Annotated in this window: 15 protein-coding genes; 4 read left to right on the top strand and 11 right to left on the bottom strand. The window is 67.6% G+C overall.

The genetic code is table 11. The features are described 5' to 3' along the window. Positions 1-16: 16 nt before the first annotated feature. The 3 genes from ADL03_RS43435 to ADL03_RS43425 are packed head-to-tail and all read right to left on the bottom strand — an operon-like array spanning position 17 to position 3,956. Entirely contained in the window at positions 17-1,846 is a 1,830-nt protein-coding gene (locus ADL03_RS43435) for a DEAD/DEAH box helicase (RefSeq protein WP_053739504.1), read from the bottom strand. Then, complete coding sequence (locus tag ADL03_RS43430; RefSeq protein WP_053739503.1) at positions 1,843-3,264, bottom strand: hypothetical protein; 1,422 nt, start codon at positions 3,262-3,264, stop codon at positions 1,843-1,845. The genes ADL03_RS43435 and ADL03_RS43430 overlap by 4 nt, the downstream gene beginning before the upstream one ends. Beyond that, positions 3,264-3,956, bottom strand: coding sequence for a hypothetical protein (locus tag ADL03_RS43425; RefSeq protein WP_231642856.1), 693 nt, complete (start codon positions 3,954-3,956; stop codon positions 3,264-3,266). The genes ADL03_RS43430 and ADL03_RS43425 overlap by 1 nt, the downstream gene beginning before the upstream one ends. A gap of 367 nt (positions 3,957-4,323) precedes the next feature. On the opposite strand from ADL03_RS43425, the gene ADL03_RS47885 reads away from it, so the two are divergent. Continuing rightward, entirely contained in the window at positions 4,324-5,064 is a 741-nt protein-coding gene (locus ADL03_RS47885; protein WP_157529776.1) for a hypothetical protein, read from the top strand. A 260-nt stretch (positions 5,065-5,324) separates the two neighbouring features. Then, positions 5,325-5,747, top strand: a complete 423-nt coding sequence (locus ADL03_RS43415; protein WP_157529775.1) for a hypothetical protein — start codon at positions 5,325-5,327, stop codon at positions 5,745-5,747. A 136-nt stretch (positions 5,748-5,883) separates the two neighbouring features. Here the strand turns inward: ADL03_RS43415 and ADL03_RS43410 are convergent, their stop codons facing one another. Together ADL03_RS43410 and ADL03_RS43405 are read right to left on the bottom strand one after the other, a co-directional pair. Beyond that, positions 5,884-6,564, bottom strand: coding sequence for an SDR family NAD(P)-dependent oxidoreductase (locus ADL03_RS43410; RefSeq protein ID WP_053739500.1), 681 nt, complete (start codon positions 6,562-6,564; stop codon positions 5,884-5,886). Beyond that, positions 6,561-7,310, bottom strand: a complete 750-nt coding sequence (locus ADL03_RS43405) for an inositol monophosphatase (RefSeq protein WP_053739499.1) — start codon at positions 7,308-7,310, stop codon at positions 6,561-6,563. The genes ADL03_RS43410 and ADL03_RS43405 overlap by 4 nt, the downstream gene beginning before the upstream one ends. 115 nt (positions 7,311-7,425) lie before the next feature. On the opposite strand from ADL03_RS43405, the gene ADL03_RS43400 reads away from it, so the two are divergent. Then, on the top strand, positions 7,426-8,271 hold the full coding sequence (locus ADL03_RS43400) for an SGNH/GDSL hydrolase family protein (RefSeq protein ID WP_082374040.1): 846 nt from the start codon (positions 7,426-7,428) through the stop codon (positions 8,269-8,271). Here ADL03_RS43400 and ADL03_RS43395 read toward each other — a convergent pair. The 6 genes from ADL03_RS43395 to pqqA form a co-directional block, all read right to left on the bottom strand. Next, positions 8,225-9,373 carry a CdaR family transcriptional regulator gene (locus ADL03_RS43395; RefSeq protein WP_053739498.1) on the bottom strand — a complete coding sequence of 383 codons (1,149 nt, stop codon included), beginning with the start codon at positions 9,371-9,373 and terminating at the stop codon, positions 8,225-8,227. The two genes, ADL03_RS43400 and ADL03_RS43395, sit on opposite strands and share 47 nt — an antisense overlap. Before the next feature lie 18 nt (positions 9,374-9,391). After that, a complete protein-coding gene (gene pqqB / locus ADL03_RS43390; protein ID WP_053739497.1) occupies positions 9,392-10,270 on the bottom strand; it encodes a pyrroloquinoline quinone biosynthesis protein PqqB in 879 nt (292 codons plus the stop codon). Then, on the bottom strand, positions 10,267-11,346 hold the full coding sequence (gene pqqE / locus ADL03_RS43385; protein WP_053739496.1) for a pyrroloquinoline quinone biosynthesis protein PqqE: 1,080 nt from the start codon (positions 11,344-11,346) through the stop codon (positions 10,267-10,269). The genes pqqB and pqqE overlap by 4 nt, the downstream gene beginning before the upstream one ends. After that, positions 11,339-11,617: a pyrroloquinoline quinone biosynthesis peptide chaperone PqqD gene (gene pqqD, locus ADL03_RS43380; RefSeq protein WP_053739495.1), complete on the bottom strand. Its 279-nt coding sequence runs from the start codon at positions 11,615-11,617 to the stop codon at positions 11,339-11,341. The genes pqqE and pqqD overlap by 8 nt, the downstream gene beginning before the upstream one ends. After that, a complete protein-coding gene (gene pqqC / locus ADL03_RS43375; RefSeq protein ID WP_082374055.1) occupies positions 11,614-12,309 on the bottom strand; it encodes a pyrroloquinoline-quinone synthase PqqC in 696 nt (231 codons plus the stop codon). The genes pqqD and pqqC overlap by 4 nt, the downstream gene beginning before the upstream one ends. Positions 12,310-12,390: 81 nt before the next feature. Continuing rightward, positions 12,391-12,513: a pyrroloquinoline quinone precursor peptide PqqA gene (gene pqqA / locus ADL03_RS44905; RefSeq protein ID WP_063798906.1), complete on the bottom strand. Its 123-nt coding sequence runs from the start codon at positions 12,511-12,513 to the stop codon at positions 12,391-12,393. A gap of 297 nt (positions 12,514-12,810) precedes the next feature. Between pqqA and ADL03_RS43370 the strand changes: the two genes are divergently transcribed. Beyond that, positions 12,811-13,848 carry a sorbosone dehydrogenase family protein gene (locus ADL03_RS43370; RefSeq protein ID WP_053739493.1) on the top strand — a complete coding sequence of 346 codons (1,038 nt, stop codon included), beginning with the start codon at positions 12,811-12,813 and terminating at the stop codon, positions 13,846-13,848. Positions 13,849-13,856 lie beyond the last annotated feature (8 nt).

Raw genomic sequence — 13,856 nt, 5'->3', positions numbered from 1 at the left:
CGGACGCGCCGAGCTGTCACTTCGGCGATATAGCCGATACGTGGGAGAGCAGCGCTTGAACGTCGCTCACCTCCAGACCTCCGGCTACCGCAGGCTCTTCTTCCAGATCAGACAGTTGTTGCACGGTCGGGTCGTCGAGAATCTTCCCCATGAACTCGAGCTTTTGCCCTAGGCGCAGCTCGACGACCTCGTCGATCGTGCCGCGTGCGGCGAGCACGGTCACTCGAGTCTCGGCCTCCGGCGCAAGGCCCAAACGGTGGATACGGTCAAGGCTTTGCAGAAATCGCCCTGCGACGAAGTCTCGGTCGACGTAAATGGCGTCATGGCAGACATGGTGCAAGCTGATGCCTTCGCCGAGGGTGGCAGGGTTCGACACCAGAACGAAGCAGTCAGGATCGTCCTGGAACCTGCGCAGCTCTTCACCACGATCGGCTGTACCGCCGTAGACGATCGCAGGCTGGAAAGGAGCGAGAAGATTGTGCAGCGTTGTGAGACTGCGTACGAATGTTGTCCACACCAGAGTCTTGCGGCCGCGTTTGGCGTTGTCGGCAACGATGGCGGCAGTTTCTTTGTACTTGGGCGACAACTCGTACCGAGGAAGCTGTTGCATCAGCGTGTAAAGCGAGTCGCTCTCGGGTATCTCAAGTGGAGGGAGCTGGTACTCCAGTGGTTCGTATCGGGACTTCCCTTCGAGCAGCAAAGCGGGACTGGTCGCGGCCATCAGCAATCTGAGCGCCGTCTTCCCCAGCGAGGCAAGGTCGTCTCGTTCTGAGTGAGCGGCTGCCTTGCCCACCAAGGAGTCGTAGATCCGCGCGTGTAACGGCGGCATGTCGACGAGACGCAGCCGTGACTCCATAGGTGGCAGGCCAAGTTCCAGTTTGGTGGTACGCGCAAAAAGAGGTCTCAGCACCCTGCTCGCGTGAGAGAGATCGCCGCCTGCCATCGCTGAAGCAACGGTTCGTTGCCCGTATCCAGGCCATGCGAAGCCCATCAGGCTTTCGAGGTCTTTGACCCCGTTCGGGGCTGGTGTACCGGTGAGGATGAGCCGCCGTCGAGCGAGTGGACCAAGTGCCATGCAGGCTGCGCCATAGGTACCGCGGACGCCGAGCTTCATGCGGTGTGCTTCGTCGAGGATGACCATTGAAGGTTTGGCTTTCAGCCACGTCGCGAGCACGCCAAGCGAACGGTCGAGACGTTCGTAGTTGATGACTAGGACCTCGGCGAACTGGTCGAGATCGCGCTCGAGGATCTGTGTGCGCAAGGGATACCGGAAGCAGACCCCGGTCTCGAACTGCCACGATTCGTAGGCCGACTTCGGGCACACGACGAGCAGGCGCTTCGCGGTTCCCGCAGCGCGCTGGGCGGCGTAGATCGCGAGGGCAACGCGAGTCTTCCCGGCGCCGGGGACACTGAAGTTTGCGCCATGTCGCAGCGAGAGAAGTTTTGCGATGTCACGCATCTGGAAGTCGCGCAGATCAGCAACCCAGTCGTCACCGAGCAGCGATGGCACGTCCTCCGGTCGAACTGCCGTTCCAACTTCAGGAGCACTCAGCTGGCTCTTCACCGCGTTGGCGTCTTCGACGTTCCCACGGACGAGCTCAGCCAGCTCCTCCGACCACTGCACGCTGTCTTGCCGTGGCCAGGTCGACAGCAGATTCAACTGTGCGAGGAGATCGTCCAGGTCGACTACCGCTGTCAGTGGGCCGAGCTGTGTGCCGGTGCGGAACCGTGTTGCGAGATGCACCAGGTCACCACGGTGTTCCTGCACCGCTCGCATGGTCACCTTGGTGCGGGTCTCGTTGAAGTCGAGTTGCAGTGAGGGCTCGGCTGTTCCGCTACTGCTCATTTCGTTCCTTCTGCGGCAGCAGCGTCATGAAGCCACGCGACACCTTCACCGGGGTTCTGGATCCCGCGCCCAACCTGTTGAGCAAGCTTGCGAAGACTGGTTCGTAGCTTCAACAGCGCGTCGTCGAAGGCGTCTTCGTCCAATGACCGGGAGGCGCGAGCCTGGACGAAGTCGGTCACGCACTGATCGATGTCCATGGACGCTTCGGCCAGGCGTTCGGATGCAAGCTGCCTGCGCTTCTTCAACCTGTTTTGCCGGTCGGCCACGTCGATCGCCCCGTCAAACGCCTCCTTGATCCGGTTGAACGTGGCGACTGCTTCAGTGGTGTCTACGCCTTCACTGACTGCTCGAGCGGCAGCTTTTGCTTTGAGCACTTGGTCGTTCAGCGCTCGGGCGGCTGCTACTGCGGGGATCGTGGCTGACACGCTCACGCCGAGTCCAGGAACCGGGATCGACTCGCCGGCCACGACAACCGGGACCAAGTCCTTGGGGAGGCGATGGTCGAGGTAGTCGTTCCTGAAGGTGGTCGCGTTCTCGATAGTCCGGACTGCCGTCTTCGCAAATCCGAGATTGATGGCTGCGAGCCGCATCTCCTTCAGGGCCTCAGCCTGGTCCGGATCGCTGGAGTACACGGCGTTGTACGCTCGGTGGAGCTCCTTCAGCTTCTCTTGCTGATCCTCGAAGTCGATCAGTCGGAGCGCGGCAGGTGAGCCGTCGCTCTTGCTGCGGTTGATCTGGTCCCTGATGACACCAAGGATCCAGCGCTCCTGCTCGTACGTCGCAACTCGGATCCTGAACTCTTTGGCGATGACCTCCGGGGCACGGCCGAGTTCGGCCTGCTCCTCCATCGCCAGCAACCTGTTGATGTAGCTGTAGTCACGCCGGTTGTCGGGACGCAACTGGAGGGAAAGCTCGACAGCGATGATGTCGGGGCCTTTGAACGACTCCGGCAGCACACCGACACGCATCGTCTGCGCGCCGATCTCGCGCAACGCCGCTGCGCGCGTGTTGCCGTTGACGAGAACGCCGTGGTGCGTGATCAGACCCGGTTCGTTCTGCCCGAAGTCCCTGAGGCTCTCACGAAGCTTGTCGAACTCCGTGTCCCGCCGGTTGGGATCGCTCGGTTCAGCTTGAAGAAGATGCCGTAGGTAGTCCTGGCTCGCCGTGCTGAACGGTTCAGTGTCCAGTGCGGCATCGAGCACTGGGTTGTACGAACGCTGAGCCCGGACCCTGTGCGTAACGGGGTTGAAGTACAACTCGCGCAGCGGTACGTCGATCACCTCGACATGGAGCGGCTGACCGTGCCAGTCGACAGTCACGGTCTCACGCGTGCCGCCGGCTTCCTTGACCTCGGCCAGCCGCTTCTTGACCAGTTCACTGAACTCCGCTGCTCCCGGAGGAGTGGGGAACTCGTGCATCAACCTCGTACCTCCGACCCTTCATCCGCCCGCACAGCTTGGCGGATTGCTCTTCGTGCGTCCGCCGGCAGAGCACGGTAGGCGCCCCACAGCTCTTCCAGACCGCTGAGCTTGCGTTTATCAGCTTCAACCCAGCCAGCGAAGATCCTCAACTCCAGGGGTCCCAGCATCGCCAGCCGGCTCAACACGGCTCCAACGTCTTCGACGCGATTGCGCCCGCCCACACGGCAGCGGTTGCATTCGGCGATCAGCTGTACCTCCTGCGCGCCGTCGGGCAACACGACTGTACGGCGCGCGATGTCGATCTGCGCCGTCGTTCCGTCGTCGTACGAATCACCCGGAGCGATGCCGCAGGACCGGCAGAGGTGTCCGTCGTCATGGAGCACCTTGCTGCGCTGGGCGGTGGTGAGAGCGGCCTTGGGCTTTGTCTTGGCCTGGCCGGGGATCCACACCTCGGCCCCCCGCTGAACGTAGCGTTGCTCTTCTTGACGGAGCAACGGGTCTTCGCGGTTGGTGTCGATCTGCCAGCCGTGATCACGCAAATCACGCAACCGGCGGTCGATCTGCGCTACCTCGGGAAAAGCGGTGCGCAGGTCGGTCTTGGTGAAAATGCCGCCAAGGCCGACCTCTTGCTCCAGCCAGAGAGCTCCGCGAATCATGCTCCCGTAACTGGTGTCTCTCCATGAGGGCATCGCGGTCACGATATTCCTCCTCGGTGTGAAAGTTTGATTACCGCTATATCTGCATCGTGGGTGCTCTTCTTCATCAGTGGTAGCCCTGCAGATGTTACACAGAGGCTACTCGGCAAGCATTGCGCTAGCGGATCTTTGTCGAACGCGCAACAGAGACCGGTGTTGCGCGTTCATCGCGCAACGTTTGCGTTAGCTAACGCGCAACTGAGAGGAGTTAAGTTATCACTTTGTGATCTTCTATCGCTTGTTTTATTGACCTTCTTCTGCCTGGTGGCAGGATGCTTTACAAGGTCATGTGTGGGTACCTAGGTTGTGATGACCATTCATGTGCCTGTGTGTGGCCGCGTGCGTACTGGAGGAGGTGGAGATGTCGCGAAGTGATCTGCGTGCGAAGATCGCTTGCGGACTGCCCGTGCCGAGGCAGAAGTTTGCTCAAAAGCTGCGTGAACTGCGCGGATGTGTGCCAAGGCCGCCAGTGGCGCATGACGTCATCGCCAGGTTGGCGGCAGTCGGATACGTCGGCCTGTCCCCGTCTTCGCTGTCCAGGTACTACTCCGGTAAGGACGTGCCTGGGGAAGGATTCGTCCGCGCGTACTACGAGGTCATCGTTGCCGCTGCCGGTCGCTGGGACCTGCCTTGCCTGCTCGATGAGTTGCTCGATCTGCGCAACAGTGCTGAAGCGGCGGATGGTCGCCGGAATGCAGGTCTTGGCCTGCGAGTTCGTGCTTTCGAGCAAGAGGGCGAAGCTGTACGGGTTGCGGTCGGGGGCAAAGCAACTCCATTGCCGGTCCCCGCCGGTTCTGGTCGGCCGAACGAAGCAGGGGAAGAACATGAGGCGGCGATCACAGCGGTGCGTCTGATGGCCGCCGGAGATCTTCAGGGTGCTTTGGCTGTTCTTGAATCGGCCGTGTACCGTTTTTCTCCTGAAGGGCTTGCTTTGTGTGTGAAGCACTTCTATGCTCTCGCGCAAGTGGAGCTCGGGCAGAATCTCGTCATGCTCGTACCTCGCATTCGCTCCCTCAAAGAAGTTGTGGCACTGTCACAAGCTCTCAGAGCCGATTTCCCTGATGTGGCGGACCAGCTCCTGTGCATGATCACAGCATGGTGACTGGTGGATGGCTGCCGGTCCGTTCGACTTCGACTGGAAGGGGCAACTTGCCCAGAAGCAGGCCGTCACGCAGGCGGCAGAAGCAAAGCGATGGCTCCCGGCGCGGCAACGCCGGGAGTCATCAGTTGCCCAAATATCACCAGCTCAGTGAAGGTAAGGACATCGCAATGGTACCAACCCCAGCCCTCGACGGCGGTTCCGCCAGCAGGAACTCTCCCTCTTCGCCCTTTCCATGGCGCGGTATGCGCTGTGCCGTCGCGGTGACGGTCAACGCCGCGGTCGCCAGTGTGCTCGCTTTCGGGGCCGCAGCGGTCACGATCGCGCGATCAGTCGAACTGCTCGGTGTCAGCGGCGTGATCGCAACAGCCCTGGTCTGGGGACTCGCGGGCTCGGCCGGTCTTCTCGCCGGACGGAAGGCTGCGTCATCGGGAATCCGCAAGTACCGCGGGAGGAGTGGCAAGATCGCGTTGCTCTCGCCGCAGACCTGGGTGACGTTCACGGCCGCGGCGTTCTCGGCGGTGCTGACGGGTGGAGCACTGAGCTGGCTGGCTCTGGTCAATGGAAGGTGGCAGCTGTCCGGGATCGGGGACCTGCTGGTCACTGTCGCGGCTGTAGCTGCCCCCATGGCACTGGCCTGGCTGGCTGTTGCCCGCTACGTGCACGGGCGCGTTCATCGGAAATAACGCAGAGCTCGCTGCTCTAGTGATGTCGGCTGCTCGATCCGGAAGCCGGGTCGAGCAGCCGGCCTTGAGGGCGACTTGTACCCGCATGTCGTCCGGTCTTGAACGAGCTGACGTGCGGCCCGCCCGGCCCGGTGCGCTACCAGGTCGGGCGGGCCGTGACGCCGCCGTCGACGACCAGGTCGTGGCCGGTGATCCACGCGGCCAGGTCGCTGGCCAGGAACACGCACGCGTTGCCGACGTCCTCCGGTGTGCCGAGGCGGTGCAGCGGGGCGGCGTCGTGCCAGCGCCGCACGCCGTCGGGCCACTGCTCCTCGATGCCGGGGCGGGTGATCAGGCCGGGGGAGACGGTGTTGACGCGCAGGCGCGGGCCGTACTCCAGTGCTGCGGCTCGCGCGTGCATGATCAACGCGGCTTTCGAGGCGCTGTAGTGGGCGTGGCCGGGCGCCGGGTTGCGGCCCTCGATCGACGCGATGTGGGTGACCGAGCCGCCGTCCGGGAGGAACTCGGCCGCGGCCTGGGTGACGGCGAAGGCACTCGTGAGGTTGATGTCCACAACGGACTGCCAGGACTCGACGGCCATGCCGGGCAACGGTTCCACGGGCTGCACTCCGGCGCTGTTGACCACCGCGTCGAGGCGGCCGTGCGCGCGGAAGGCGTCCTCGGCCACGCGCCGTGCCTCGAACCGCAGGTCGCCGTCCGTGCTGCCGTTGTGTGCCACGACGAGCGCGCCGGCGTCGGTGAAGCGGCGGGCGATGCCGGCCCCGATGGTACCGCCCGCGCCGGTGACCAGGACGACCCGGCCGCTGAGGTCGATCACGAGACGATGCCCTCCAGTCGTTCGCCGAGCCAGTCGACGATCTCACCGCGACCGGCCACGAAACCCGGTGCTCCCAGCGCGTTCCCGCCGATGTGGGTGAACGTCCCGCCGGCCGCGCGCACCAGCACCGCACCGGCCGCCACGTCCCACGGGTGGATGCCCAGGTTCGCCGCCGCGTCCGCCCGTCCCGCCGCGACCCAGGCCAGCGACAGCGCCGTCACGTAGACGCGCCGCACGTCCGCACGGTCCAGCAGTTCGGTCAGCAGTGCCATCTCACCGCGGTACTGGCTGCCCGGCAACGGGATGTCGGTCAGCACCACGGGCCGCGGGCTCCGGCCCGGAGGGATCACCAGCCCGGCCGACCGGACGGTGAACGGCACGCCGACGGCGGCCGTGAAGAGCTCGTCGCGGAACGGGTCCAGCACGCACCCCGCCACGAGCTCGCCGTCCACCGCCGCAGCCACCGAGATGCACGCGAGCGGCAGCCCGCGGACGAAGTTGCGGGTGCCGTCGATCGGGTCGACGTACCAGGTGATCCGCGCCTTCTCCGCCCCCAGCTCCTCGCCGACGACGGCGGAGCCGGGCACGTCGAGCGCACGCCGCAGGAACGCCTCGACCGCCAGGTCGGCGCTGCTGACCTGGTCGAACGCGCCCTTCGCGGCCACGTCGACCGGCAGCTCGTGCAACAGCTTCGCGGCATCGGCGCAGGCCTGTTCGGCGAGCGCGAGCAGTTCCCCGGGAGTCACCCGCCCATTGTGATCGGTCACAAACCCGACCGGCGGACTCTGGGCACCGTCCCACCCGCGCCGGTGACCTGAGCCACCACGATGAGCTGACCTGACGACGACGTGGAGGTACGGGATGCGGATCGTGGCCGGGTTGGCTCTGGTGGCGGGTTTGGTCGCCGGAACAACCACCGCCCAGGCGGACACCCTCGACTACGTGGCACTGGGCGACTCGGCGGCGGCCGGTCCGCTGGTCCCTGACCAGGACCCGGCGCTGTGGTGCCTGCGCTCGGACCGCGACTACCCGCGGGTGGCGGCGGAGCTGCTCGGCGCACGGCTCACCGACGTCACCTGCTCCGGCGCCAAGACCGACGACCTCACCGGCCGCCAGTTCGGTGTCGTGGCACCCCAGTTCGACGCGCTGAAGCCGACGACCGACCTGGTCTCGCTGACCATCGGCGCCAACGACGTCGGCCTGTTCCAGACCGCGTTGAGCTGCATCAACCTGCTGCCCGAACCGATCGGCATCTCGTGCAGGGACCGCTACACCGCCGGTGGCACCGACCGGCTCGCCGCGGCCGTCGACGCGTGGGCGCCCGAGCTCGGTGCCGCCCTGGACGAGGTCAAGCGCCGATCGCCGAACGCGAAGGTGCTGGTCAGCGGTTACGGCACGTACATCAGGCCGGGTGGCTGCTACCCGCTGCAGCCGGTGTGGGGCCGTGACGCCGACTACCTGCAGAGCGTGCTGAACCGGGTCAGCGCCACCGCGCGGTCCGAGGCGGGCAAGCGCGGCGCGACCTACGTGGACTTCGCCGCGGTGACCGCCGGCCACGACATCTGCGCCGCGCCCGCCGACCGCTACCTGGAGGGCCTGGTGCCGACGACGGTCGCGGCGCCGCTGCACCCCAACGCCGCCGGCATGGCCGCGTTCGGCGCTACGGTCGCGCGCGCCGCGCGGCCAGGGCAGCCGCCAGCAGCGTGACGTGCTCGATGCGGGTGGGGTCGAGGCCGGTCAGCTCGGCCACCCGCCGCAGCCGGTAGTCCACGGTGTTCGGGTGCACGTGCAGCTCGGTGGCGGCGGGCCGGCGCGACCCGCGGCGCAGGTAGACCTCCAGGGTCTGCACCAGCTCGCCGGACAACGGCGCCACGACCGCCGCGAGCGGTTCGAGTGCCGCGCTCGGCCGGGACAGCTGGTACTCCAGCAGCACGTCCGCGAGCCGGTACAGGCCTGGACCCGACCGCACGGCGACGTCCAGGACCTCGCGCGCGAGCCGGGCGGCGGCCGCGACCCCGGTAGGAGGGGCCGCGACCGCCGCCACGGTCAACGGCACCCCCGCCGCGCGCGTCACGTCCGCCACCACCTGCTCCAGCCGGGTGTCGTCGCCGGGCACCAGCGCCAGGCCGCCCGCGGGCGTGAGCGACGACAGCACGGGCTCGCGGCTGTGCCGTTCCAGCTCGGTCCGCAGCCGCCGCAGCTTGCGCCGCCCGGCGATGGCCGCGTCCACCCCGTCGGTCAGCTCGTCCGGGTGCGGTGGCGCGTGCACGGCCAGCACGACCACCGGGCCGTCCGCGACCCGTGAGCCGTCGAGCAGGCCGGTCAGCACCGTGTGCCGCGCCGACCGCTCGTCGTCGAACATCGTCTGCCGCTCGTCGAGGTAGCCCGCGCTCACGACCGGTGTCACGACCTGGAGGTAGCGCATGGCCAGCGCGTTGAGCGCCAGCACCTCGCCGACCTCCTCCGGCCGCGCCTCCGGCACGAGCACGTCCCAGACGACCTGGATGCCCACGTGGTACGCCGTCAGCACGACGTCGACGGGCACGCCCTCCTCCGCCCGCCTGGCCGCCGACTCGCGCAGGAACCGCAGCTGTTCCGGTGCCGGCAGCTCACGGCTGCGCAGCACCTCGGCGAACCCCCGCAGGGTCGACTCGATCACGCGCGCGATGTCGCCGGAGAGTTCCTCGGCCGGCAGCTGCCGGTAGCCGGGCACCTGGTCGGTGATCTTCGCGAGCACCAGCGCCACGAACGACGGCAGCTCCGCGACGATCCGCTCGGCCAGCGGACGCCCACCGATCACGAAGGACATCCGCTGATTCTGGCCTACTCAGAGCTCGATGACCGTGCCGTCGGGCGGCACCTCGACACCGGCCGCGCGCAGCTCCGCCGCCTCCGGTGACGCCGGGTCGAGCACCGGGTTGGTGTTGTTGAGGTGGGTGTAGATCCGGCGGACCCGTGGAAAGCGGCGCAGCTCCGGCAGGCTCGCGCAGATCGGCAGGTGGCCCATCGCCGCCTGCCCGGACGCGCTGCCGGTCGCCGAGCCCATCTCCGAGGCCGCGTGGAACGTGCCGTCCAGCAACACGCACTGAGCACCGGCCACCACGTCGTCGAAGCCTTCCGGCCACGACGCCAGGCACGGCGCGTAGACCAGCACCCCACCGGAGACCAGGTCCTCGAACCGGTACGCCACCACCCAGTTCCCGTCCACTGTGGAGGAACGCGCGTACTTCGGTCGCTTGCCGCTGATCGGGATCGCCGTCACCCGCAGGCCGTCGAGCTCGAACGGATCGGGCCCGGCCTCGCGCCAGGCAACAGGCGCGTAGCCATCGATCACCGTGCGCACGTCGAACTGGTCCTTCAGCGCGTGCAGCACCGTCCCCGGCGCCCACACCGTCAGGCCCGCACCGCCGCGCAACGTCAGCAGCCCCAGCGTGTGGTCGAGCTCCGCGTCGGTGAACAACGCGCCGCGCAACGGCGTCTCCCGCGGCCCCGGACCGGGGTTCAGCAGGGCGCAGCCGGCGATCTGGGTGCGGATGTCCGGTGAGGCGTTGACCAGCCACCAGCCGGTGCCGTCGCCGGTGATCGCCAGGCAGTCCTGCGAGCGCGCCACCAGCTCGCCGGACCGCGCGCGGACGCACAACGCGCAGGCGCAGTTCCACTGCGGGAAACCACCACCGGCCGTCGTGCCGAGCAGCACCGCCTTCACGTCATCTTCCTCATGGCCATCGCCGGCACCTCGGCCGGTGCCATCTCGGCCGCCAGGATCAGGTCCACAGTGGATCGTTGTGGCGACAGCGAGCACACCGGGTCGGTCGCGGCGGCGTCACCGGTCAGCTGGAACGCCTGGCAGCGGCACCCGCCGAAGTCGACCTCCTTGCGCGGGCACGACCGGCACGGGTCGCGCATCCAGTCGAAGCCGCGGAACGCGGTGAAGGAGGGGGAGTGGTGCCAGATGTCGTGCAACGACGAGTCGCGCACGTTCTCGATCCGCAGCGACGAGATCACCGTGGCGGCGGGGCAGGGCAGCACCGAGCCGTCGGGTGCCACGGTCAGCTGCCGCGCACCCCACCCGTACATGCACGGCTTCGGGTGCGCCTCGTGGTAGTCCGCGATGACGTAGACGATCTCCATCCGCCCGCGCAGCCGTTCCCGGGCGGCGGAGACGATGGGATCGGCCACAGCCAGCTGCTCGCGGGTCGGCAGCAGCACCGCCCGGTTGCGCAACGCCCAGCCGTAGTACTGGGTGTTGGCGAGCTCCAGCCGTTCGGCGCCCATCTCCTCGGCCAGCGCGATGATCCCGGCGACGTTGTCGAGGTTCTGCCGGTGCAGCACGGTGTTCACGGTCAGCGGCAGGCCCTCGGCACGGACGTGCGCCGCCGCCTCCACCTTCCGGTCGAATGCCTTGATGCCCGCGATCCGGTCGTTGCCGGCACGGGTCGCGTCCTGCAGGGACAGCTGCACGTGGTCGACACCGCGGGCCGCGAGGTCGTGCAGCCGGTCGCGCGACAGCCCCACGCCCGAGGTGACCAGGTTGACGTAGCAGCCGAGGCTGTTCGCGTGCGCCACCAGCTCGGTCAGGTCCTGGCGCAGCAGCGGTTCCCCGCCGGACAGGTGGATCTGCAGGCAGCCCAGCGACCGCGCCTGGTCGAAGACGCGCCGCCAGTCGTCAGTGGACAGCTCGGCGTTCTTGCGCACCAGTTCGAGCGGGTTCGAGCAGTAGCCGCACTGCAACGGGCACCGGTGCGTGAGCTCGGCGAGCAGGCCGAACGGAGCCTCAGCCATCGACGTCGACCACCCTTCGTCCCACCAGCCGTGCCACCAGCGCCGCCACGTCCGCGGGCTCGACGCCGGTGTACTCGTCGGCCAGCGCCAGCGCGATGTCGCCCACCGACCGGACGCCGTCGCACAGCGCCACGACCGACGCGGCGGTCTCGTTCAGCACCAGCACACCCTCCGGGAACAGCACGACGTGCGCGGAGCGGGTCTGGTCGTAGGTGCACTTCACACCGCGCCGGATGCGCGGCACGGCGTCGAGCGCGACGGCGGCGGTCACGGCCGGCCCCTGCCGGAGTAGTAGTCGACGGCGTCCAGCACGGCCCGCAGCACGTCGCACTTGAACGACAGCGCGGCCACCGCGGCGAGCTGCTGCTCGCGGGTCACCGAGTGCTCGACCACGATGTCCAGGGTGGCCCGTCCCTCGCCGGCGACCGCCTGGATGCGGTGGGTGAAGTAGGCGAAGCCCTCCTCGGCGATCCACGGGTACCGCTCCCGCAACGCCGCCAAGCGCTTGCGCATCAACGCTCCGGAGAACATCTCGGTCAGTCCGGACGCGACCGCCTCCACCCACGGCCTGGTGCGCGCGAAGTTCACGTAGGCGTCGACGGCGAACCTGGTGCCGGGCAGCACGTGCCGCTCGTCGAGCACCTCCTCCCTGGTCAGCCCGACGGCCTCGGCCAGCCGGATCCAGTTCTCGGCGCCGCCCTCGCCCGGTTGCGTGCCGTCGTGCCAGACGATCCGCTCCCGCCACTGGCGGCGGATGTCCGGCAGCGGGCAGTTGGACAGGATCGCGGCGTCCTTCTGCGCGATGCAGCGCTGGTAGTACCAGCGGTTCGCGGCCCACGCCTGCAGCTCGTGCTTGCTCAGGCCGCCCTCGTGCATGCGCAGGTGGAACGGGTGGGTGTCCCAGTACCGCGGGGCCAGCGCCCGGAGCTCGGCGACGAACTCCTCGGCGGACACGGCATTCATCAGCACAGACTCCTCGGAAGGCAGGGGACGCGCGAGACCGGGACCCCCGGTGGCAGCGGGGTCCCGGCGCGGTGCCCGACGTCAGCTGCGAGCTGCGTAGGCGGTGACCTCCATCGGCGTCTCGAAGTCGCGGAAGTCGGGCTTCACCCACTCGCGCTTGACCTCGGGAAGCTTCTGCTCGGTAGCGGTAGCGGCAACGTTCATGCGCAACTCCTCGGGTCTTCGGCGTGCCCTGGACGGGCGCGCACGGCTTTCCGTGGGGCGCGGCGGCGAGCTTCACCGTAGGACTTCCCGCGTGGATCGCGCTAGACGGTACACAAAGTTACCTGAAGTCATCGGACTGAACCCCTGTTGAACACCGCTTCGAAACTCCCGGGAGACCGTGAAGTATCGAAACATCCGATGATCGTTGTGTGTTTGTGCGGGCTGTGATTGGGTAAACACGCCCTGCAACGCCGCCGCCGCAGACCGAATCCACGAGCGGACCGAAGGAGAGCACACATGCGTGCTCGTCGTATCGCGGCAGCGGCAGCCTGCACGGCCGTCGCCGCTTCCCTCTGCGTGATCCCGGCCGCCGCGCAGGACGCCCCCTCCGCGCAGGCCGAACGGACACTCGCCTCGGGGCTGGACATCCCGTGGGACATCGAGTTCCTGCCCGACGGCAGCGGCATCTTCACCGAACGGGACACCCGCAAGATCAAGAAGCTCTCGGGCACGACCGTGACCGTGCTGGACACGGTGGAGGAGGCCCAGCTGACCGGTGGTGAGGGCGGCCTGCTCGGCCTCGCCGTGTCGAAGACCTTCTCGACCGACAACTCGGTCTTCATCTACTACTCGACGGCGACCGACAACCGGGTCGCCAAGCTCGTGCTGGGCGGCACGCCGCAGCCGATCGTCACCGGCATCCCGAAGAACCGCTACCACAACGGCGGCGGTCTGGAGCTCGGCCCGGACGGCTTCCTGTGGGCGACCACCGGCGACGCCCAGAACACGGGCAACGCGCAGAACTGGAACTCGCTGGGCGGCAAGGTCCTCCGCTTCGACACCGCGGGCAGGCCGGCCACCGGCAACCCGCGCGCGGACAGCGTCGTCTACTCGATCGGCCACCGCAACGTCCAGGGCATCACCTTCGTCGGCACCACCGCGTACGCCACCGAGTTCGGCAACAACCGCACCGACGAGGTCAACCGCATCGAGGCCGGAAAGAACTACGGCTGGCCGACGTGCGAGGGCAACTGCAACACCGCGGGCATGACGAACCCCGTCGTCACGTGGCCCAACAGCCAGGCGGGCCCGACCGGCATCGCCTACCACAGGAACGCGCTGTACGTCGGCGCGGTGACCGGCCGCCGGGTCTGGAAGATCCCGGTCAACGGCACCACGCTCGGCACCCCGCAGGCGTTGTTCGGCGGCACCTACGGCCGGGTGCGCTCGATCGCTCCCGCGCCGGACGGCACGTTGTGGCTCGGCACGTCCAACCAGGACGCCAACGGCCAGCCCGGCTCCACCGACGACCGCATCATCTCCACCGACGCCTGACCTCTCAC

Source organism: Nocardia sp. NRRL S-836 (assembly GCF_001279525.1).
GTDB lineage: Bacteria > Actinomycetota > Actinomycetes > Mycobacteriales > Pseudonocardiaceae > Lentzea.
The sequence above is the reverse complement of the archived record's forward strand: the minus strand, read 5'-3'. Positions and strand labels throughout refer to the sequence as shown.